The 19,663-nt window shown below is 50.3% G+C and carries 21 protein-coding genes; 20 read left to right on the forward strand and 1 reads right to left on the reverse strand.

Annotated elements, in window-relative coordinates; all coding sequences use genetic code 11:
- Positions 1–17 precede the first annotated feature (17 nt).
- From def to spoVM, 9 genes are all read left to right on the forward strand, one after another.
- Positions 18–503 carry a peptide deformylase gene (def, locus tag NSU00_RS05850; protein ID WP_061566975.1) on the forward strand — a complete coding sequence of 162 codons (486 nt, stop codon included), beginning with the start codon at positions 18–20 and terminating at the stop codon, positions 501–503.
- Positions 500–1,453 carry a methionyl-tRNA formyltransferase gene (gene fmt, locus NSU00_RS05855; protein WP_237349175.1) on the forward strand — a complete coding sequence of 318 codons (954 nt, stop codon included), beginning with the start codon at positions 500–502 and terminating at the stop codon, positions 1,451–1,453. Before def ends, fmt begins: the two co-directional genes overlap by 4 nt.
- Entirely contained in the window at positions 1,446–2,789 is a 1,344-nt protein-coding gene (gene rsmB, locus NSU00_RS05860) for a 16S rRNA (cytosine(967)-C(5))-methyltransferase RsmB (protein ID WP_118499383.1), read from the forward strand. The genes fmt and rsmB overlap by 8 nt, the downstream gene beginning before the upstream one ends.
- 47 nt (positions 2,790–2,836) lie before the next feature.
- Positions 2,837–3,595: a Stp1/IreP family PP2C-type Ser/Thr phosphatase gene (locus tag NSU00_RS05865; RefSeq protein WP_041818939.1), complete on the forward strand. Its 759-nt coding sequence runs from the start codon at positions 2,837–2,839 to the stop codon at positions 3,593–3,595.
- Positions 3,589–5,685, forward strand: coding sequence for a Stk1 family PASTA domain-containing Ser/Thr kinase (pknB, locus tag NSU00_RS05870; RefSeq protein WP_340703539.1), 2,097 nt, complete (start codon positions 3,589–3,591; stop codon positions 5,683–5,685). The genes NSU00_RS05865 and pknB overlap by 7 nt, the downstream gene beginning before the upstream one ends.
- A 66-nt stretch (positions 5,686–5,751) precedes the next feature.
- On the forward strand, positions 5,752–6,639 hold the full coding sequence (rsgA, locus tag NSU00_RS05875; RefSeq protein ID WP_133535928.1) for a ribosome small subunit-dependent GTPase A: 888 nt from the start codon (positions 5,752–5,754) through the stop codon (positions 6,637–6,639).
- Between the two features lie 2 nt (positions 6,640–6,641).
- Complete coding sequence (rpe, locus tag NSU00_RS05880) at positions 6,642–7,292, forward strand: ribulose-phosphate 3-epimerase (RefSeq protein WP_327076312.1); 651 nt, start codon at positions 6,642–6,644, stop codon at positions 7,290–7,292.
- A 98-nt stretch (positions 7,293–7,390) separates the two neighbouring features.
- Positions 7,391–8,047: a thiamine diphosphokinase gene (locus NSU00_RS05885; RefSeq protein ID WP_340703540.1), complete on the forward strand. Its 657-nt coding sequence runs from the start codon at positions 7,391–7,393 to the stop codon at positions 8,045–8,047.
- Between the two features lie 96 nt (positions 8,048–8,143).
- On the forward strand, positions 8,144–8,224 hold the full coding sequence (gene spoVM, locus NSU00_RS05890; protein ID WP_017551496.1) for a stage V sporulation protein SpoVM: 81 nt from the start codon (positions 8,144–8,146) through the stop codon (positions 8,222–8,224).
- A 134-nt stretch (positions 8,225–8,358) separates the two neighbouring features.
- Here the strand turns inward: spoVM and rpmB are convergent, their stop codons facing one another.
- On the reverse strand, positions 8,359–8,547 hold the full coding sequence (gene rpmB, locus NSU00_RS05895; RefSeq protein WP_013859045.1) for a 50S ribosomal protein L28: 189 nt from the start codon (positions 8,545–8,547) through the stop codon (positions 8,359–8,361).
- 269 nt (positions 8,548–8,816) lie between these two features.
- Here rpmB and NSU00_RS05900 point away from each other — a divergent pair, with 269 nt between their 5' ends.
- The 11 genes from NSU00_RS05900 to rnc all read left to right on the forward strand — a co-directional run bounded on the left by NSU00_RS05900 (position 8,817) and on the right by rnc (position 19,658).
- Positions 8,817–9,179 (forward strand): Asp23/Gls24 family envelope stress response protein, encoded by a 363-nt coding sequence (locus NSU00_RS05900; RefSeq protein WP_013859046.1) that lies wholly within the window; start codon positions 8,817–8,819, stop codon positions 9,177–9,179.
- 15 nt (positions 9,180–9,194) lie between these two features.
- Positions 9,195–10,880 (forward strand): DAK2 domain-containing protein, encoded by a 1,686-nt coding sequence (locus NSU00_RS05905; RefSeq protein ID WP_118497927.1) that lies wholly within the window; start codon positions 9,195–9,197, stop codon positions 10,878–10,880.
- A 293-nt stretch (positions 10,881–11,173) separates the two neighbouring features.
- Positions 11,174–11,836: an L-serine ammonia-lyase, iron-sulfur-dependent subunit beta gene (sdaAB, locus tag NSU00_RS05910; protein ID WP_340702534.1), complete on the forward strand. Its 663-nt coding sequence runs from the start codon at positions 11,174–11,176 to the stop codon at positions 11,834–11,836.
- 119 nt (positions 11,837–11,955) lie between these two features.
- Complete coding sequence (gene sdaAA, locus NSU00_RS05915; RefSeq protein WP_133535935.1) at positions 11,956–12,843, forward strand: L-serine ammonia-lyase, iron-sulfur-dependent, subunit alpha; 888 nt, start codon at positions 11,956–11,958, stop codon at positions 12,841–12,843.
- The gene (recG, locus tag NSU00_RS05920) at positions 12,836–14,884 is read left to right on the forward strand and encodes an ATP-dependent DNA helicase RecG (RefSeq protein ID WP_161655066.1); all 2,049 of its coding nucleotides are present in this window, start codon (positions 12,836–12,838) and stop codon (positions 14,882–14,884) included. The genes sdaAA and recG overlap by 8 nt, the downstream gene beginning before the upstream one ends.
- A gap of 109 nt (positions 14,885–14,993) precedes the next feature.
- Complete coding sequence (fapR, locus tag NSU00_RS05925) at positions 14,994–15,575, forward strand: transcription factor FapR (RefSeq protein WP_013859051.1); 582 nt, start codon at positions 14,994–14,996, stop codon at positions 15,573–15,575.
- A gap of 116 nt (positions 15,576–15,691) precedes the next feature.
- On the forward strand, positions 15,692–16,684 hold the full coding sequence (plsX, locus tag NSU00_RS05930; RefSeq protein ID WP_013859052.1) for a phosphate acyltransferase PlsX: 993 nt from the start codon (positions 15,692–15,694) through the stop codon (positions 16,682–16,684).
- Positions 16,685–16,700: 16 nt separating this feature from the next.
- A complete protein-coding gene (gene fabD / locus NSU00_RS05935) occupies positions 16,701–17,639 on the forward strand; it encodes an ACP S-malonyltransferase (RefSeq protein WP_029142347.1) in 939 nt (312 codons plus the stop codon).
- Positions 17,640–17,655: 16 nt separating this feature from the next.
- The gene (fabG, locus tag NSU00_RS05940) at positions 17,656–18,399 is read left to right on the forward strand and encodes a 3-oxoacyl-[acyl-carrier-protein] reductase (protein ID WP_013859054.1); all 744 of its coding nucleotides are present in this window, start codon (positions 17,656–17,658) and stop codon (positions 18,397–18,399) included.
- An 83-nt stretch (positions 18,400–18,482) separates the two neighbouring features.
- Positions 18,483–18,716, forward strand: a complete 234-nt coding sequence (gene acpP / locus NSU00_RS05945) for an acyl carrier protein (protein ID WP_014095485.1) — start codon at positions 18,483–18,485, stop codon at positions 18,714–18,716.
- Between the two features lie 201 nt (positions 18,717–18,917).
- Positions 18,918–19,658 carry a ribonuclease III gene (gene rnc / locus NSU00_RS05950; protein ID WP_013859056.1) on the forward strand — a complete coding sequence of 247 codons (741 nt, stop codon included), beginning with the start codon at positions 18,918–18,920 and terminating at the stop codon, positions 19,656–19,658.
- The last annotated feature ends 5 nt before the right edge of the window (positions 19,659–19,663 follow it).

Genomic DNA, 19,663 nt, shown 5'->3' on the forward strand with positions numbered 1-19,663 from the left:
GGAACGAGTGATTCGAAATGATGGAGATTGTAAAATATCCTGCCGCTGTTTTGGAGGAAAAATGCAAACGGGTCACGGCATTCGGCCCGTCTTTAAAAGCGGTACTGGATGAAATGTATGAAACGATGCTTGAAGCGGACGGGGTCGGACTTGCCGCTCCGCAAGTCGGCATCAGCCAGCAAATCGCCGTTGTCGATACCGGCGATGGGGCAGGCCGGATTGACCTCATCAATCCAAAAATCGTAACAAGGCGCGGGGAACAGACCGATGTCGAAGGCTGCCTGAGCTTTCCCGGCGTTTACGGCACGGTTCAACGCGCCCGTTATGTGAAAGTAAAAGCACAGGACGCAAACGGAAAGGCGTTCACGATTGAAGCGGAAGATTTCCTTGCCCGCGCTTTGCAGCATGAAATCGACCATCTGCACGGCGTTTTGTTTACGTCCAAAATCATCGATTATGTGGATGAGGAAGACTTGGTTTTTGAGGAGGATGATACCGAATGACGAAAGTGGTGTTTATAGGGACGCCGGAATTTGCCGTGCCGGTTTTACAGACGCTGATCCGCGACGGGTACGAGGTCATTGGGGTTGTGACACAGCCGGACAGGCCGGTTGGCAGAAAACAGATCTTAACGCCCCCGCCTGTAAAACGGGAGGCGGAAAAGCACGGCATTCCGGTTTTTCAGCCGGAAAAATTGCGCCAGCCGGAAAGCCTCGCCCGCATTTTGGCACTCAAGCCGGATGTTGTGGTTACATGCGCGTACGGGCAGATTTTGCCGAAAGCATTGCTTGATGCGCCCCCGTTCGGCTGCATTAATGTCCATGCGTCACTGCTTCCGGAACTGCGCGGCGGGGCGCCGATCCATACAGCCATTTTACAAGGGAAGAAAAAGACCGGCGTAACCATTATGTATATGGCGGAAAAACTCGATGCCGGCGACATCTTCAGCCAGCGGGAAGTCGAAATTGAAGAAACCGATGATGCCGGCACCCTCCATGACAAGCTGAGCAAAGCGGGTGCTATGCTTTTATCCGAAACGCTTCCGAAAATCCTGGCAAAAGAAATTGTGCCGGTGCCGCAGGATGAACAGAAGGCGACGTTTGCCCATAATATTACGCGCAGCCAGGAAAAAATCGATTGGAAAAAACCGGGGGAATCCATTTACAACCAAATCAGGGGCCTGTGCCCGTGGCCGGGTGCCTATACCGTACATGGCGGAAAAACGTTTAAAATATGGAAGAGCGAAAAAGTGCCGCTTTCCGTTCATGCGGAACCGGGCACCATCGTCACGATAAAAAAAGACGGGATCGTGGTCGCAACGGGCAGCACAACTGGCATTAAAATTACGGAACTGCAGCCTGCCGGGAAGAAACGGATGGCGGTTGCGGAATTTTTAAACGGTTCAGCGGGCGGCCTTGCACCCGGGATGAAATTTGGAGATGAAGATGAGTAAAGACCGGAAAAATGTTCGCGAAGCAGCGCTTGAACTTTTGGAGGCAGTGGAGAAAAACGAGTCGTACAGCAATTTGCTGCTTGACCGCTATATTGAAAAATACCGGTTCCACGGCCCTGACCGGGCGTTGCTTACGGAAATCACTTATGGCACGTTGCAGAGAAAGCAGACACTGGACTATTTTCTCGCCCCGTTTTTGCGCAAAAAAATTGAAAATTGGGTGCGGATTTTGTTGCGCTTGTCTATATATCAAATGGTATACTTAGATAAAATCCCTGACCGCGCGATTATTTTTGAAGCGGTGGAAATCGCCAAAAAACGCGGCCACCGCGGGATTTCCGGAATGGTCAACGGCGTTTTGCGCGCCATCCAGCGCGGGGGGCTCAGAAGTTTAGAGGAAATAGAAGACCCGCTTGAAAGATTATCGGTGGCAACGAGCCATCCGCACTGGCTTGTGGCAAGATGGGCGGAAGCTTACGGCTATAAAACAACGAAAGAAATGTGTGAAGCAAACCTGATTCCGCCGTTACAGACAGCAAGGGTGAACCTGAACCGGGCATCCGTGGAAGAAGTCATCGAAAAACTGGTACGGGAAGGGTTTACCGTTGAGCGGAGCCCGGTTATTCCGGAAGCTGTCCGGTCGCGAAAAGGTAATCTTGCCCGTTCGGCATGCTTTAAAGAAGGGCTCTTCACCATCCAGGATGAAAGTTCGATGGCGGTTGCCTATGCGCTTTGCATCCAGGAAGGCCAGCGGATTTTGGACGCTTGTGCGGCACCGGGCGGCAAAACCACCCATATTGCGGAAAAGTTGGAAGGAACGGGGGAAGTAATCGCGCTCGATCTCCATCCCCATAAGGCCAAACTGGTCCGGGAAAACGCAGAGAGGCTCGGTACCGGACAGGTCGAAGCGGTTGCGATGGACAGTCGGGATGCAGGCGCCCATTTTGAAAAAAACACTTTTGACCGCATTCTTGTCGATGCGCCGTGCACAGGTTTTGGGGTTCTGCGGCGGAAACCGGATATCAAATATGCGAAAACCGTTGACGATATCCATGCGCTAAAGCAGGTCCAGCTTTCAATTTTATCGGGCGTGTCGGGACTGTTAAAACCGGACGGCATCTTAGTTTTCAGCACCTGCACCGTCGACCGGGAAGAAAATGAAGGGACGATTGAAACATTTTTGCAGGAACATCCGGAATTTGAACCGTATCCGCTGCACGTCCCTGAAGCAATGGAATCTTTAGTTGACGGATACCGGATGCAGATTTTTCCGCAGGACTTCGGCGGGGACGGTTTTTTCATCGCTAGTATCCGCAAAAAGGCCGGTAAAGCATAGGCTTGCCCGATGATAAACACGTCAAAGAGTATGAAGGTGGGGGTATAATGGAATCTGTCTATAAAACGGATAAGGGCAGAGTAAGGCAGCATAACGAAGACAATGGGGGAGTCTTTGAAAATGCCGGCGGCGATCTCCTTGCGATTGTTGCAGATGGCATGGGCGGCCATCGTGCGGGTGACATTGCGAGCGGCATGACGGTGCAATGTTTTAAAGAAGCGTTTGAAAAATTCGGCCCGGTTGCCGATGCGGAATCCGCAGAGGCGTGGCTTTCTGAGACGATCCGCGAGGTGAATGCCCGTTTATTTGATCATGCCGCCCATCACCCTGAATGCGAAGGAATGGGCACCACACTGGTTGCAGCGGTCTGCACCGAGCGCTTTATTTCCATCGCCAATATCGGAGACAGCCGCGGCTATATTTTTAATGAAAACGGCTTCCAACAGCTGACGGAAGATCATTCGCTGGTCAATGAACTCGTCAAAACCGGCCAGATTTCAAAAGAAGATGCCGAAAATCACCCGCATAAAAATGTGATTCTGAAGGCGCTTGGGACGGAAGATTCGATCTCGCCCGACTTAAAAACGATTGTATTTGAAGAAAATGATACTTTGCTGCTTTGTTCAGACGGCCTGTCGAATAAAGTGCCGACGGAAGTGATGAAAGAAGTGCTTGAAAAAGATCTGCCGCTCGGGAAGAAAGCGGAAATGCTTGTGGATTATGCCAATGAAAACGGCGGGGAAGACAATATTACGATTGTGCTTCTGGCGTCCGGCCGCAATAAAGGCGGGTGCCATTCATGCTAATCGGAAGACGGATCAGCGGCCGCTACAAAGTCAAAAGCCTGATCGGCGGCGGCGGCACGGCAAACGTCTATCTGGCCCGCGATATGATTTTGGACCGTGATGTGGCCGTCAAGGTGCTGCGCCCGGATTTTGCAGATGAGCCGGAGTTTATCCAGCGTTTTCACAGGGAGGCCCAATCGGCAACGAGCCTGGTCCATCCGAATATTGTCAGTATTTATGATATCGGCGAAGAGGATGATTTAAATTATATCGTCATGGAAAATGTCGAGGGCATGACGCTAAAACAATACATACAGCAAAACGGCCCGGTTTCCGTTGAGAAAACGCTGGACATTATGGGGCAGCTTGCGGCGGCGATCGCACATGCCCATGACAACCATATTATCCACCGTGACATTAAGCCTCAAAATATTTTAATCAGCCATGACGGTGTTGTGAAAATTACGGACTTCGGGATTGCCATGGCTCTATCCGCTACTTCGATCACCCGGACAAATGCCGTGCTCGGTTCGGTCCATTATCTTTCCCCCGAGCAGGCAAGGGGCGGTGTTGCCACATATAAATCGGATATATACGCACTCGGCATCGTGATGTTCGAGCTTTTAACGGGAAGGCTTCCTTTTTCGGGGGAATCTGCCGTTTCCATTGCTTTAAAACATTTGCAAAGCGAGACGCCGTCGCCGAAAAGGTGGAATCCCGATATTCCCCAAAGTGTTGAAAATATTGTTTTAAAAGCAACGGCGAAAGATCCGTTTTACCGTTATAACAGCACCGAAGAAATGGGGGAGGATATCCGGACCGCACTCCTGCCGGAAAGGCTCAATGAACCGAAATTTGTGATTCCGGAAGACGAAGATCAGACGAAAATTATGCCGGTGATTTCCGAAGTGGCTGCCGGCCCCGACCGGAATGAAGAAACCATTATCGCAAATCCGGCCGGAGAAAATGAAAAAGAAAAGAAACCGGACACAAAGCGGGACAAAAAAGAGAAAAAATGGCGAAAAAAATGGCCGTTCGTTGCCGGCGCTCTCGCCTTTCTGCTCGTGCTTGCCGGCCTTGCCGCCTTGCTGCTGCCGTCCCTGCTCGGCCCGAAAACCGTCAGCGTCCCGGCAGTATCAGGCAAAACGGCTGATGCTGCCGCCGCCGTGCTTACGGCGCACGGCCTGAAAACCGGGGAGAAGATTAAAACAACAAGCGAAACGGTACCAAAGGGGCAGGTCATCAAAACGGATCCCGAAGCCGGGGAAAAAATCAAAGAGGGGACAAAAGTTTCCCTTTACATTAGCACGGGAAAAGAAACATTTGCCCTGTCCGATTATACCGGCAGGCAGTTTGACGACGTCGTGAATTTATTGAGCGGGGAACATTTTAAAGACATCGATAAAGAAGAAGTGTACGATGACAGTGCACAAGGGACCATTTTGTCGCAGGATCCCGCGCCCAATAAAAAAGTGGTGCCGGAAAGCACGGTGCTTACCTTTACTGTGAGCAAAGGCCCGGAAACTTATGCAATTGGGGATTTAACCGGGTTTTCAAAAAAACAGTTGGACGCATATGAAAAAACATCCGGTTTTTCCATTGAATATGCCGGAAAAGATTATTCGGATACCGTGAAAAAGGACCATGTCATTTCGCAATCCCCGCAGCCGGGAACCGAGCTGAAGAAGGGCTCGGTAGTAAAAGTGACCATCAGCAAAGGACAGAAAGAAATGCCGCCAAAGACGGTTACAAAAGAAGTAACGATCCCGTATGAGCCGGATACGGATTCCGCCGGGAGCACAAATGAAAACCACAGCGAAAGTTCCGGTTCGGACGGAAACAGCCAGCCCGGTGACAGCAACGGGCAATCAAGCGGAAATGATGCCGGCAGCAAAACAGATGCAACTGCACAAGAAGACCCGAAACAGGAAGTGCAAATTTATATTGAAGACATGAACCATTCGATGTCCGCACCTGTTCAAACGTTTGAGATTACGAAAACGGTGAAAAAGCAGCTGGAGTTTACCATTGAGTACGGGAAAGAGGCAACATATAAAATCATGAGGGACGGCAAAGTCATCGCCGAAGAGACCGTTCCGTATCCAAACTGAGAAAGCGCCGGGCCTTACCCCGGCGCCTCCCCGATTTGAAAGTGCCGGAGAGATGGAGGTGGATGTATGGCAGAAGGAAAAATCATCAAGGCTTTAAGCGGATTTTACTATGTGAAAAATCGTGAAGACGGCGAAATTTACCAATGCAGGGGCAGAGGCGTCTTCCGGAAAAAGAAAATCACCCCGCTCGTCGGGGACCATGTCGAATTCCAAAAAGAAAACGGCCGGGAAGGTTATATTTTGGACATCGGCGAAAGAAAGAATGAACTCGTGCGCCCGCCGATTGCCAATGTGGATCAGGCTGTTTTGGTTTTTTCCGCAAAAGAACCGGACTTTCATACGCTGCTTTTGGACCGTTTTTTAGTCCCAATTGAAAAGAACCTGATCCGCCCGCTTATTCTGATCACAAAATGCGATCTCCTGGGCGCGGAGGAAAGAGAAAGGCTGCACGGTACGCTTGAAGTATACCGGCAAATCGGTTACCCGGTTATTTTCTCATCGGCGAAAACAGGCGAAGGGATAGATGCTTTGCTTTCGGCATTGAAAGGAAACATCACCGTCTTTTGCGGTCAGTCTGGAGTGGGGAAAACGTCCATTCTCAACCGTCTGGACCCTGCTTTGGATTTAAAAACAAATGAAATCTCCACGCATCTGGGCAGGGGGAAGCACACCACCCGCCATGTTGAACTGCTGCCGGTCGGAGGCGGGCTCGTGGCGGATACGCCGGGTTTCAGCTCACTGGACTTCACTGGTGTGGAATTGTCCGAGCTCGGGGACTATTTTCCTGAAATCAGTGAAAAATCGGCCGGCTGCAAGTTCCGCGGCTGCCTGCATGAAAACGAGCCGCATTGTGCGGTAAAAGCTGCTTTGGCCGAAGGGGAGATCGCTTCATTCCGGTACAGCCATTACATCAAGTTTCTTCAGGAAATTAAAAACAGAAAGCCGAGGTATTGACGATGGTAAAAATCGCACCCTCTATTTTGTCTGCAAATTTTGCGAAATTGGGAGAGGAAATTAAAGATGTGGAGGAAGGCGGAGCGGACTGGATCCATATTGATGTGATGGACGGCCATTTTGTGCCGAACATTACGATGGGGCCGCTTGTTGTCGGGGCGGTGCGGCCGGTCACAAAGCTTCCGCTCGACGTCCATTTGATGATTGAAAATCCGGACCAGTATTTGGAAGCTTTTGCGAAAGCAGGGGCAGACACGATTTCTGTCCATGTGGAAGCGTGCAGGCATCTCCACCGGACGATCCAGGAAATCCGGTCTCTTGGGGTAAATCCGGGCGTTGTCTTAAATCCCGCAACACCCATCGAATGGATTGCGCCAATCCTGGGGGATGTCAGCCTTGTATTGCTGATGACGGTCAATCCCGGGTTTGGCGGACAGGCTTTTATTGAATCCGTTGTCCCGAAAATTGAGAAACTGTACCGTTTAAAAGAAGAACAGGGGCTTGCATTTGACATTGAAGTTGACGGCGGCATCGATCCGGAAACAGCGCAAAAATGCAAACAGGCCGGTGCAACGGTGCTGGTTGCGGGCTCCAATATTTTTAAAAGCAAGAACCGGAAACAAGCGATCCGGGCATTAAAATACGGGCAGTAAAACAACAGCCGGGGTTCATCCGGCTTTTTCCGCATGAAAAGCCTGCGGGGAGCGGACAAAGATTGTCTTAAATCCATCGTATAAAAGGGGAATGAGGCATGGAAAAGAAAATCTATATTTTAGCAGGCGGCCCGCCCGAAAATGTGCCGGATCTTGCGCCATATGCGGAGGACAAACGGGCGGCATGGGCAGGTGTGGACAGGGGCGTGCTGCATTTGCTTAAACAAGGGATCATCCCGGAAATGGCCTTTGGCGACTTTGATTCCGTCAATCAGGAAGAATGGGGCTGGATCAACCGGAAACTTCAGCATATCCGGAAATTCCAGCCCGAAAAAGATGAGACCGATATGGAGCTGGCCTTGATGTGGGCCATCAGCCGGAACCCGGAAGTGATCCGCATTTTCGGCGCTACCGGCGGGCGGCTCGACCATGCTTTTACCAATGTCCTTTTACTTGTGCATGAAAAAGTTTTGCAATTTAAAGGGAAAATAGAGATGATCGACAGGCAGAACCGCGTGGAAATGTTTTTGCCCGGAACTTATACGATTGAAAAAATCGAGGCGTATCCGTATGTTTCCTTTCTCCCGTTGACGGAAGAAGTAGAAGGGATCTCATTAACCGGATTTAAGTATCCGCTTGAAAATCGGCATATTGTAAGGGGCACCACCCTTTGTGTCAGCAATGAACTAATCCGGGATTTTGGTACTTTTTCTTTTTCAAGCGGCATATTAATGATGGTAAGAAGCCATGATTAATGATATTTCATGAACAAGCAGGCTGTATCCTTTTCGCTTACGCATGAATATAATGTGCGGGAGACCCGGATTGTATTTGAATGGGGAGGGACATACATGAAATTTTATACGATTAAACTGCCTAAATTTTTGGGCGGTATTGTAAGGGCCATGCTGGGGACTTTTAAAAAAGGGTAAGAGATAAAATCGACGCATGGCGGTTAGAAGGGGCAGTTCATTTTATACAGCGGGAAAATCGGCGGCGCGCCGGTTTTTTTTGCCGCAAATTACAAAAAAACAGGAAACCGGATACCCGGTTTCCTGTTTTTGCATTATACACGTTCGACTTTTCCGGATTTCAAAGCGCGGGCGGAAACCCAGACGCGTTGCGGTTTGCCGTCCACCAGAATGCGCACTTTTTGCAAGTTCGCTTTCCAGGTGCGTTTGTTTGCGTTCATGGCGTGAGAACGTTTATTGCCGGATACCGTTTTACGTCCTGTAATTGCACATTTTTTCGGCATTGTATTCCCTCCTCCTGTTGCGAAGCAGAAATAGAACATATTTATGCTTTCATCTCTTCATTTTTCGTTAAAAATTCACTATAATAATTTATCATATTGGAAGGCACAATGCAAGTCCTGCCAGAGTGCATACATGCAGGGCACCCTGTTTTGTGGTAAACTATAACAATGCAGGCCTGCTCTGCTTTCCATGTACCCTGTCTTATAGTACAATGGCGGTAGCAGGTAAAATCCGGTTTGGAAACAGTGAAGATAAGGGGGAGCGATTTATGCCGATTGAAATAAATACGCATTACGGACAAATTGATATATCGAATGAAGTCGTCGCCACAATTGCGGGAGGTGCCGCCATTGACTGCTTCGGCATTGTCGGAATGGCCTCGAAAAATCAAATTAAAGACGGCATTACAGAAATCCTGCGCAAAGAAAACTTCTCGAGGGGCGTCATTGTGCGTCAACAGGATGAAAGAGTGGAAATTGACATGTATATTATTGTGGGCTACGGGACAAAAATTTCCGAAATCGCCCGCAACGTCCAGCAAAAAGTAAAATATACGCTGAATCAAACAGTCGGCTTATCAGTTGACGCCATTAATATTTACGTTCAGGGCGTGCGTGTCGCGAACCCGTAACGAGGAGGAAATTTTGTGGTTACATCACTGGATGGAAAGCGTTTTGCAGAAATGGTCATACAAGGGGCGAACCATCTTGCGGCAAACGCCAAGACGGTTGACGCCCTGAATGTATTCCCTGTCCCTGATGGCGATACGGGAACAAATATGAATTTAACGATGACTTCCGGTGCAAAGGAAGTGCAAAAAAATGTCCAGGCGCATATCGGTGCGGTTGCCGCAAGCTTTGCAAAAGGGCTGCTGATGGGCGCGCGGGGAAATTCGGGCGTGATTCTGTCCCAGCTGTTCCGCGGCTTCTCCAAATCGATTGAAACAAAAGCGCATATCTCCGCAAAAGAGTTTGCAGCGGCTTTTCAGGCCGGGGTCGAGAGCGCTTTTAAGGCAATCATGAAGCCGGTTGAAGGAACGATTCTCACGGTTGCAAGGGAAGCGGCCAAAAAAGGTGTGCAAACGGCGAAAACCGAAAAAGATCTGACGGTAGTCATGGAAGCGATCCTCGGGGAAGCGAAAACGACGCTGAGCCGGACGCCGGACATGTTGCCGGTGTTAAAAGAAGTCGGCGTGGTCGACAGCGGCGGCCAGGGGCTTGTTTTTATTTATGAAGGTTTTCTTGCCGAGTTAAAAGGGGAAGAGCTGCCGGATACACCGTCCGTCATCCCGTCAATGGACGAGCTCGTAAACGCCGAACACCATAAGCATGTGCAGGACTTTATGCGTACGGAGGATATCAAATATGGGTACTGCACGGAAATCATGGTCAGGCTCGACCGCTCGAAACCGTCCGCCAAGGCATTCTCAGAGGAGCGGTTCCGCAGTGATATGAGCCGCTTCGGGGATTCCCTCCTTGTCATTTCGGATGATGATATCGTTAAAGTCCATGTCCACACTGAGCGCCCGGGGGATGTTTTGAACTATGGACAGCAATACGGCAGCCTCATTAAATTAAAAGTGGACAATATGCGTGAGCAGCACAGCGCGATCGTCGGCGAAACGCATCATGCGCTTGTTGGCGAAAACGGAGCGGAACGGGAGAAAAAAGAAAAGAAAGACTACGGTGTGATTACGGTTGCCATGGGGGACGGAATCGCTGCGCTGTTTAAAAGCATCGGCGCCGATGTTGTCATTGAAGGCGGCCAGACGATGAACCCGAGCACCGAGGACATATTGAAAGCCATTGAAGAGGCGAACGCAAAACAAATCATCATTTTGCCGAACAATAAAAATATCATCATGGCAAGCGAGCAGGCAGCTGAACTGGCGGAAGAAAAAGTAGCCATTGTCCCGTCTAAAACCGTGCCGCAGGGAATGGCGGCGCTGCTCGCATTTAACCCCGGGCAGCCGCTTGACAAAAACGTCCAAGCAATGGAAGAAGCGCTCGGCCGCGTGAAATCCGGCCAGGTCACCAATGCGGTCAGGGATACGAATATTGACGGCATCTCCATCAAAAAAGGGGATTATATGGGCATTTATGAAGGGAAAATCGTCAAAACGAGCCCTGCCCTGTTGGAAGCATCCGGGCAGCTGCTTTCGCACATGATCGGCGCAGAAGATGAAATTGCCACCGTCATATACGGAAAAGATGTCAGCAAGGAGCAGGTTGGCGAACTCGTTTCCTATATCGAAACCAACTGGCCGGAGATGGAAATTGAAGTCCATGAAGGCAGGCAGCCGTTATATTCCTTTATTTTTGCAGTGGAATAGGGGTGCTTGCCTGCATACTATAAAGAGAGCTTGCTGAATACGAAAAAGTGCACCATTTGCTGCCGTTTGTTTTCATCTGTTGCAGCGCTTTTAAAAGTGCAAAGCTTTCACCCATCTTTTGCTCCATTGTTGTAAAAAGGCTTAGGATGCCTGGCGAACCGGCCAAACCAACATCCGGTTTTGCCCGGCAAGCTTTAAAATCAGCACAACGGCGGGTGCGGCCTGAAAAACGGCGCGCGCCCGCCGGCAATTGAAATTACGGAAAAAGCACAATAATGTGGGTGTGATGCGCAATGAAATATAAAAGTGTTTTTGATATTATCGGCCCGGTTATGATCGGGCCCTCAAGCTCCCATACGGCAGGTGCCGCGCGCATCGGCCGGGTGGCGAGAAGCTTATTCGGCAGGCAGCCAAAATGGGCAGACATCCATTTTTACGGATCGTTCGCGACCACCTATAAAGGGCACGGTACAGACGTTGCCATTGTCGGCGGCCTGCTCGATTTTGACACGGATGATGAACGGATCAAATCTTCTCTTCAGATTGCGGAACAGTTCGGGCTTACGGTGAAGTTTCTCGTGGAAAGTGCCGTCCCGGACCACCCGAACACGGTAAAGATCCGGATGGGCGACGCATCGGGAGATATGGAACTGACCGGTATCTCAATCGGCGGCGGAAAAATTGAAGTAACAGAACTGAACGGCTTTGAGCTACACTTATCCGGCCACCATCCGGCCGTGCTCGTCGTCCACCAGGATCGCTACGGGGCGATTGCGGCCGTATCCAATATTTTATCGGCACATGAAATCAATATCGGCCATATGGAAGTGTCGCGCAAAGAAGCCGGAAAGATGGCATTGATGGCCATCGAAGTGGACCAGAATCTCGATGATGCCGTCATTGAAGAAATCAAGCGGCTCCCGAACATTACCCAGGTTGCAAGAGTTGTAGATTAGATGTGAGAAAAAGGCGCAGCTGCTAAGCAGGCGGCGCTTTCTTTTGGCTGTCTTTTGAAATGTGCGTGCATCCTTGCCTGTGCCAGGAGAAGCAGCATGGATATTGAAGGAGGGTAATGATGTTTCGGAATGTTGCTGAGCTTGTAGAACTGGCCGAACAGAAAAATAAAAAAATTTCGGAAATTATGATAGAGCAGGAAATGGAAGTAACCGGAAAATCCAGGGAAGCCATCATAAAAAAGATGGATGAAAATCTGGCTGTTATGGAAAAAGCAGTTGAAAAAGGAATTGCCGGTGTCCGCTCCCACTCGGGGCTTACGGGCGGCGATGCCGTGCTGCTGCAAAAATATATTGAAAAAGGCAATTTCTTATCTGGCGCAACCATTTTGGATGCCGTCAGCAAAGCCGTTGCGACAAATGAAGTGAACGCGGCAATGGGAACGATTTGCGCAACGCCGACGGCCGGTTCTGCCGGCGTTGTGCCGGGAACGCTCTTTGCGGTCAAAAACAAGTTGCACCCGACGCGTGAAGAAATGGTCCGTTTCTTATTTACATCCGGCGCATTCGGATTTGTGGTGGCCAATAATGCGTTTATTTCCGGCGCAGCAGGCGGCTGCCAGGCAGAAGTCGGATCAGCTGCCGGGATGGCTGCCGCGGCCATTGTCGAGATGGCGGGCGGCACACCGGAACAATGCGCCCATGCAATGGCCATTACTTTGAAAAATATGATCGGCCTGGTGTGCGATCCTGTGGCCGGCCTTGTGGAAGTGCCATGCGTGAAACGGAATGCAATGGGAGCAGCCAATGCGATGGTTGCGGCAGATATGGCGCTTGCCGGCATTAAAAGCCGGATCCCTTGCGATGAAGTGATTGATGCGATGTACCGCGTCGGGCAGCAGATGCCGACTGCGCTCAAAGAAACGGCGCGTGGAGGCCTGGCGGATACGCCGACCGCCCGGAAACTGGAAGCAAAAATTTTCGGTATGCCGCTTGATCTGCATGAATAGCCCGCTTGATCAGTCGGTAACCGTCTTAAAAGGGATCGGCGAAGAAACGGAAGCAAGTCTCGGGCAGATGGGGATTTTCACCATTTATGACCTGCTTACTTATTTCCCTTTCCGGTATGAAGATGACCGGCTCAAAGATTTGCGTGAAGTCCGGCATGATGAACGGGTGACGGTGACGGGGAGGGTGCATAGCGAACCCTCCCTCATCTATTATTCAAAAAAACGGTCACGCCTGTCGATGAAAGTGTTCGCAGGCGATTTTCTCATTACGGTTGTCTGTTTTAACCGGCCGTATCTGAAAAAGAAAATCCATATTCATGATGAAATTACGGTTACCGGAAAATGGGACATGCACCGGCAGACGATTACGGCCCAATCCTTAAAAACAGGCACGGCCGATCAAACGTCCGGATTCGGGCCGATCTATGCTGTGAAAGGAAAAATGACGGTAAAAACGTTACGAAAATACATCGAGTCTGCTTTTCGCGCGTTTGGCGGCGAAATCGAAGAAGTTCTGCCGGCAGAAATGCTTGCAAAATATAAATTAATGCCGAAAAAGCAGGCCATGTATGCGATGCACTTCCCAAAATCGGAACAGGAAGTGAAAATGGCAAGAAGGACCATTGTATACGAAGAGTTTTTGGCTTTTCAGCTGAAGATGCAGGCGTTAAGGAAATTCGAGCGCGAACATTCAAACGGCCGGGCCATCCGCTATGATGTGCGGAAATTAAGAAATTTTATCGGCTCCTTGCCGTTTCCATTGACGGACGCCCAGAAAAGAGTGGTAAACGAAATTTGCGCGGACATGAAGTCGCCGTTCCGTATGAACCGTCTGCTCCAGGGGGATGTCGGCTCCGGGAAAACGGTCGTCGCTGCGATAGCACTATACGCTGCGGTGACGGCGGGATTTCAGGGGGCGTTGATGGTACCGACGGAAATTCTTGCCGAGCAGCATGCCGAATCGCTTTGCCAGCTGCTCGAACCGCACGGCGTCCGGGTCGCTTTACTGACGAGCACTGTAAAAGGGAAACGGAGAAAAGCGCTTTTGGAACAGCTCGGTACAGGCGGCGTCGATATTTTAATCGGCACGCATGCTTTAATCCAGGAAGATGTGGCATTTTCCCGGCTCGGCCTTGTGATCACGGATGAACAGCACCGGTTCGGGGTTGAGCAAAGACGGATCCTCCGCGAAAAAGGGATGAATCCGGATGTGCTTTTTATGACGGCAACGCCCATTCCGCGGACGCTTGCCATCACCGTGTTTGGCGAAATGGATGTTTCTGTTATTGACCAGATGCCGGCCGGCCGCAAAAAGATTGAAACGTACTGGGTGAAGAACAATCAGTTCGAAAGGGTGCTCAGCTTTATCGAAAAAGAGCTCAAAAAAGGTAGACAGGCGTATGTCATCTGTCCGCTCATCGAGGAATCCGATAAGCTTGACGTCCAGAACGCGATTGATGTGTATGCCATTTTAAACCAATATTTTAATGGCCGGTATATAGCCGGGCTGATGCATGGCAGGCTGCCGGGCGATGAAAAGGAAGCGGTCATGAAAGCGTTCAGCCGCAACGAAATCCAGGTGCTTGTGTCAACAACGGTTGTCGAAGTCGGCGTCAATGTGCCGAATGCGACCATTATGGTCATTTATGATGCCGAACGGTTCGGCCTTGCCCAGCTTCACCAGTTGCGCGGCCGCGTCGGCAGGGGCGATGCGCAATCGTATTGTATTTTGCTCGCTGACCCGAAAACGGAAATCGGCAAAGAGCGGATGAAAATTATGACGGAAACGGACAACGGCTTTGTTTTGAGCGAAAAAGACCTCGAGCTTCGCGGGCCCGGCGATTTTTTCGGAAAAAAACAAAGCGGGCTGCCGGAGTTTAAAGTGGCCGATATGGTCCATGATTTCCGGGCGCTTGAAACAGCCAGGCAGGATGCACAGCAATTGATCAGTTCCGATGCATTCTGGCATGGCCCGGCCTTTTCGCATTTGCGGAACCAGCTTGAAGCATCAGGTGTGCTGGAAGGGGAAAAACTGGACTAAAGGAAGTTTGCGTTTTGCCAGGGCAGCTATTGGCAATTCTTGCAAACTTCCTATTCTTTCTATATACTACGATTAGTACCAAGTCCTAAAATTTCGGATGGTGTCACCCATGAAAATGAAAAAAAAGGACCGGCAGCAAAGTTTGCAGGAAACCATTAGGCGGAATCCTTTTATTACAGATGAAGAACTGGCGGATAAATATCATGTCAGCGTGCAGACGATCCGCCTTGACCGGCTGGAACTTTCCATTCCGGAACTGCGGGAAAGGATCAAAAACGTTGCTGAAAAGCGGTTCGCAAATGAAGTAAGAGCGCTGCCGATTGAAGAAGTCATCGGGGAAGTGATCGATATCGAACTGGATCACAGCGCCATCTCTATTTTTGATGTCAAAAAAGAACACGTTTTTAAGCGAAACGCCATCGCCCGCGGGCATCATCTGTTTGCACAGGCCAACTCGCTTGCCGTTGCCGTCATTGATGATGAACTTGCCCTCACGGCGAAAGCCACCATCCGGTTTTTGCGGTCCGTGAAAATCGGCGACCGCGTCATTGCCAAGGCAAAAGTGGCGAACGTCAATCAGGAAAACGGCAGAACGACGGTGTTTGTTGAAAGTTATGTCGGCCGTGACCTCGTCTTTAAAGGCGAATTTGAAATGTACCGGGATCATGCCGGAAAAGAAGAGAATGCTTAATGCCGCTTCACGCGGACAGGTGAACCATTTTCCCAGGGACCGGCAACCCCGGTTGCCGCACGGCCGGGAAAACTTTCACACGGGAAAAGCTTGATTTAGAAACGGGGCTGAATAGAATGAAATTAGCAATTGACGCAATGGGCGGGGATTATGCCCCAAAAGAAATTGTACTGGGCATTAACAAGGCTGTAAACGCATTTCCGGACACAGAGTTTATCCTGTTCGGGGATGAAACGCAAGTCAGGAAGGAACTGGAAACGTCCAGCCGCGTTGTCGTTGTCCATACCGATGAGGTAATATCCGGGACAGACGAGCCGGTGCGGGCCGTCCGCCGCAAAAAAAATTCTTCCATGGTGCGCATGGCCCAGGCCGTGAAAGACGGGGAAGCGGATGCGTGCATCTCGGCCGGAAATACGGGCGCTTTAATGGCATCCGGCCTCTTTGTGGTCGGCAGGATTGAAGGGATTGAAAGGCCGGCCCTTGCCCCGGTGCTCCCGACAACGGACGGGCGCGGTTTTATCATGCTCGATCTTGGTGCAAACGCGGAAGCCAAGCCGGAACATTTGCTGCAGTTTGCCATCATGGGCTCGCTGTATGCCGAAAAGGTAAGAGGCTTAAAAAATCCGCGCGTCGGCCTCTTAAATATCGGGACGGAAGAAAAGAAAGGCAATGAATTAACAAAAAAAGCATTTCAACTTTTAAAAGAAACCGATTTGAATTTTACCGGCAATGTCGAAGCCCGCGATCTGCTCGAGGGGGTGGCGGATGTCGTCGTCACAGACGGGTTTACCGGCAATATGGTGTTAAAAACGATTGAAGGCACGGCCGGATCCTTGTTTTCCATGATCAAAAAAGTGTTCATGCACAATTTGAAGACAAAATTGGCCGCTGCAATGATCAAATCAGAACTGTCGGGCCTGAAAAATATCATGGATTACTCGGAATACGGGGGATCGGGCTTAATGGGGCTGAATGCGCCGGTCATCAAAGCGCACGGTTCCTCAAACGCCAATGCAATTTACAATGCAGTGCGGCAGGCGCGTGAAATGGTGCAGTCTGACGTCATCGGCAAAATCAAACACGCAATTCAACAACTTGAACAAAAGTAAGGATGGAGGAAAAAAGATGGGGAAAATAGCGTTTGTCTTCCCGGGGCAGGGATCCCAGACGGTTGGCATGGGGCAGTCGGTCGCCGGTGCAAATGAAAAAGCGGCGGCTGTTTTTCAAAAAGCAGACGAAAAGCTCGGGATGGACTTATCCGGGCTCATTCAAAACGGCCCGCTGGACAAACTGACCCGTACCGAAAATGCCCAGCCGGCGCTTTTATCGGTAAGCACTGCCATTTTACAGGTGCTTCAGGAAGCGGGCATCCATGCAGATTTCACAGCCGGGCACAGCCTTGGCGAGTATTCGGCGCTTGTGGCAGCCGGCGCTTTGTCCTTCGAAGATGCCGTATATGCGGTGCGCAAACGCGGGGAATACATGGATGAAGCATTCCCGAACGGTGCCGGGGCAATGTCCGCCGTGCTCGGGCTCGGCCGCGGCGTGCTGCAGGAAGTCGCAGAAGAAGTGAGCAGTGAAGGGGAAACGGTCCAGCTCGCGAATTTGAACTGTCCCGGACAGATTGTTATTTCCGGGACAGCGGCCGGAATTGAAAAAGCGGGCGCCCTTGCAAAGGAAAGAGGGGCGAAACGCGTCCTCCCGCTTCAGGTAAGCGGGCCATTCCACTCCAAATTGATGGAGCCGGCAGCGGAAAAGTTTAAGGCGGTTCTTGACGGAATTGCAATCCGGGATGCGGCGGTTCCTGTGATCGCCAATGTCGATGCCGAAGTGGAAACGGGCGCTGTGGACATCAAAGCAAAATTAATCCGCCAGCTCTATTCCCCTGTTTTATGGGAAGATTCCGTTAAAAAAATGATCAGCCTCGGCGTTGATACCTTTATTGAAGTCGGGCCGGGCAAAGTGCTATCCGGATTAATCCGGAAAATTGACCGCAGCGTAAAAACATATGCCGTCCAGGATATGGAAACCCTGGAAGCTGCGGTTGGCGCGCTGCAAAAATAATGGAGGAGGAGACCGAATGCTTTTAAAAGACAAAGTTGCGCTTGTGACCGGCGCGTCACGTGGCATCGGCCGTGAAATCGCGCTTGCGTTTGCCGCTTCCGGCGCGCATATTGCGGTCAATTATGCAGGAAATGCTGAAAAAGCGGAAGAAGTGGCAAACGCCGTCCGTTCTTTCGGTGTGGAAGCTTTTGCCATCCGGGCAGATGTTTCGAATGAAACGGAAGTACAGGAAATGTTCAGGCAGGTGCTGGAAAAATTCGGCAAACTTGATATATTGGTGAATAACGCCGGCATCACCAGGGATAACCTTTTGATGAGGATGAAAGAAGCAGAATGGGATGCCGTCATCGATACCAATTTGAAAGGGGTCTTCCTGTGCACAAAAGCGGCGGCGCGGCCGATGATGAAGCAGCGGAGCGGCAAGATCATTAATATTGCCTCGGTTGTCGGCATCAGCGGCAACCCCGGCCAGGCCAATTATACCGCTGCCAAAGCCGGTGCCATCGGGCTAACGAAAACGGCGGCGCGTGAACTGGCAAGCCGCGGCATTACCGTAAATGCCATTGCCCCGGGCATGATTGAGACGGATATGACGGATAAACTGCCGGAAGACATCAAAGAAGGCATGCTGGGCCAAATCCCGCTTTCCCGTTTCGGCAAGCCAGAAGATGTGGCAAAGACTGCCCTGTTTTTGGCAAGCAGCAGTTCCGACTACATTACTGGGCAAACGATCCACGTTGACGGCGGAATGGTGATGTAACGTTTGCAGCAAAGCTTGATTTTAACTTTCGCTTTATTAATTATAAAAAATCCTCTATAATACCTTGAGGGGAGGTGAACCGCATGGCAGACGTATTAGAGCGTGTGACAAAGATCATCGTTGACCGCCTTGGTGTCGAAGAATCCAAAGTTACACTGGAAGCGAAATTCAAAGAAGATCTTGGCGCTGATTCCCTTGATGTAGTGGAATTGGTGATGGAATTGGAAGATGAATTCGGAATGGAAATTTCCGACGAGGATGCTGAGAAGATTGTAACAGTGGGTGACGCTGTAAATTACATACAAAATCAGCAGTAATCGTCTTCATGTAAAATGTCCCGCCCCATAAGCGGGACATTTTTCTCTAATCCGGCCTGAGGATGGTAAATGGGCAAAAAATGCAACCCCTTTTTGCCTATTTACGACCGCCCGGGTCCCGAAGATGCCTTTGCGTTCAGCAGTATTTTTCTATATATTTAAGTTAAGTGAAACTACATCAAGATATCGGGTGGATGAACGATGGTAAAAAAAATAAAATCAGATGAAGAGCATATAGTAAACAAATTTGGCAAGCTGCAGGAACAGCTTGGGATTCATTTTCAAGACGGAAACCTGCTGAAACAGGCCTTTACGCATTCCTCCTATGTGAACGAGCATCCGGAAAAGCGCAGGCACGACAATGAAAGGCTTGAATTTTTAGGCGATGCCGTCCTGGAATTGACCGTTTCCCATTATTTATTTAAGCGGTTCCCGTCGATGAACGAAGGGGAAATGACGAAATTGCGGGCGTCCGTCGTCTGTGAGCCGTCTCTTGTCATTTTTGCCAATGAGCTGCACTTTGGCGAGTATATCCTGCTCGGCAAAGGCGAGGAAATGACCGGCGGCAGAACGCGCCCGGCCCTTTTAGCCGATGTGTTTGAAGCGTTTATCGGCGCGCTTTATTTGGACAAGGGGTTAAAGGCTGTTGTTTCCCTCCTTGAAAAAGTCGTATTCCCGAAAATAGACGAAGGGCTCTTCAGCAGCACGGCGGATTATAAAAGCAAGTTGCAGGAGTACGTCCAAAAAAGAACATCCGGTGTGTTGGAATACACGATTCTCGATGAACGCGGCCCTGCGCATGACAAGGAGTTCGTCTCCAGAGTGTCGCTGAACAGCAAGGCGCTCGGGACAGGAAAAGGCCGCTCCAAAAAAGAAGCGGAACAGCAGGCTGCGCAAACGGCTTTATCCAATTTGCAGAAAGAAGAAAAAAAGAAGCCGTGAGGAAT

Source organism: Weizmannia sp. FSL W8-0401, from assembly GCF_038009125.1.
Taxonomy (GTDB): Bacteria; Bacillota; Bacilli; order Bacillales; family Bacillaceae_C; genus Weizmannia; species Weizmannia coagulans.

What these genes read in the sequence shown, in the direction of transcription:
- acpP (WP_014095485.1), top strand. Translation starts at nt 18,483, where the DNA reads ATGGCAGACGTATTAGAGCGTGTGACAAAGATCATCGTTGACCGCCTT.
- def (WP_061566975.1), top strand. Translation starts at nt 18, where the DNA reads ATGATGGAGATTGTAAAATATCCTGCCGCTGTTTTGGAGGAAAAATGC.
- rsgA (WP_133535928.1), top strand. Translation starts at nt 5,752, where the DNA reads ATGGCAGAAGGAAAAATCATCAAGGCTTTAAGCGGATTTTACTATGTG.
- fabD (WP_029142347.1), top strand. Translation starts at nt 16,701, where the DNA reads ATGGGGAAAATAGCGTTTGTCTTCCCGGGGCAGGGATCCCAGACGGTT.
- pknB (WP_340703539.1), top strand. Translation starts at nt 3,589, where the DNA reads ATGCTAATCGGAAGACGGATCAGCGGCCGCTACAAAGTCAAAAGCCTG.
- fapR (WP_013859051.1), top strand. Translation starts at nt 14,994, where the DNA reads ATGAAAATGAAAAAAAAGGACCGGCAGCAAAGTTTGCAGGAAACCATT.
- sdaAA (WP_133535935.1), top strand. Translation starts at nt 11,956, where the DNA reads ATGTTTCGGAATGTTGCTGAGCTTGTAGAACTGGCCGAACAGAAAAAT.
- NSU00_RS05865 (WP_041818939.1), top strand. Translation starts at nt 2,837, where the DNA reads ATGGAATCTGTCTATAAAACGGATAAGGGCAGAGTAAGGCAGCATAAC.
- recG (WP_161655066.1), top strand. Translation starts at nt 12,836, where the DNA reads ATGAATAGCCCGCTTGATCAGTCGGTAACCGTCTTAAAAGGGATCGGC.
- rpe (WP_327076312.1), top strand. Translation starts at nt 6,642, where the DNA reads ATGGTAAAAATCGCACCCTCTATTTTGTCTGCAAATTTTGCGAAATTG.
- spoVM (WP_017551496.1), top strand. Translation starts at nt 8,144, where the DNA reads ATGAAATTTTATACGATTAAACTGCCTAAATTTTTGGGCGGTATTGTA.
- NSU00_RS05885 (WP_340703540.1), top strand. Translation starts at nt 7,391, where the DNA reads ATGGAAAAGAAAATCTATATTTTAGCAGGCGGCCCGCCCGAAAATGTG.
- fmt (WP_237349175.1), top strand. Translation starts at nt 500, where the DNA reads ATGACGAAAGTGGTGTTTATAGGGACGCCGGAATTTGCCGTGCCGGTT.
- NSU00_RS05900 (WP_013859046.1), top strand. Translation starts at nt 8,817, where the DNA reads ATGCCGATTGAAATAAATACGCATTACGGACAAATTGATATATCGAAT.
- plsX (WP_013859052.1), top strand. Translation starts at nt 15,692, where the DNA reads ATGAAATTAGCAATTGACGCAATGGGCGGGGATTATGCCCCAAAAGAA.
- rsmB (WP_118499383.1), top strand. Translation starts at nt 1,446, where the DNA reads ATGAGTAAAGACCGGAAAAATGTTCGCGAAGCAGCGCTTGAACTTTTG.
- fabG (WP_013859054.1), top strand. Translation starts at nt 17,656, where the DNA reads ATGCTTTTAAAAGACAAAGTTGCGCTTGTGACCGGCGCGTCACGTGGC.
- rpmB (WP_013859045.1), bottom strand. Translation starts at nt 8,547, where the DNA reads ATGCCGAAAAAATGTGCAATTACAGGACGTAAAACGGTATCCGGCAAT.
- sdaAB (WP_340702534.1), top strand. Translation starts at nt 11,174, where the DNA reads ATGAAATATAAAAGTGTTTTTGATATTATCGGCCCGGTTATGATCGGG.
- rnc (WP_013859056.1), top strand. Translation starts at nt 18,918, where the DNA reads ATGGTAAAAAAAATAAAATCAGATGAAGAGCATATAGTAAACAAATTT.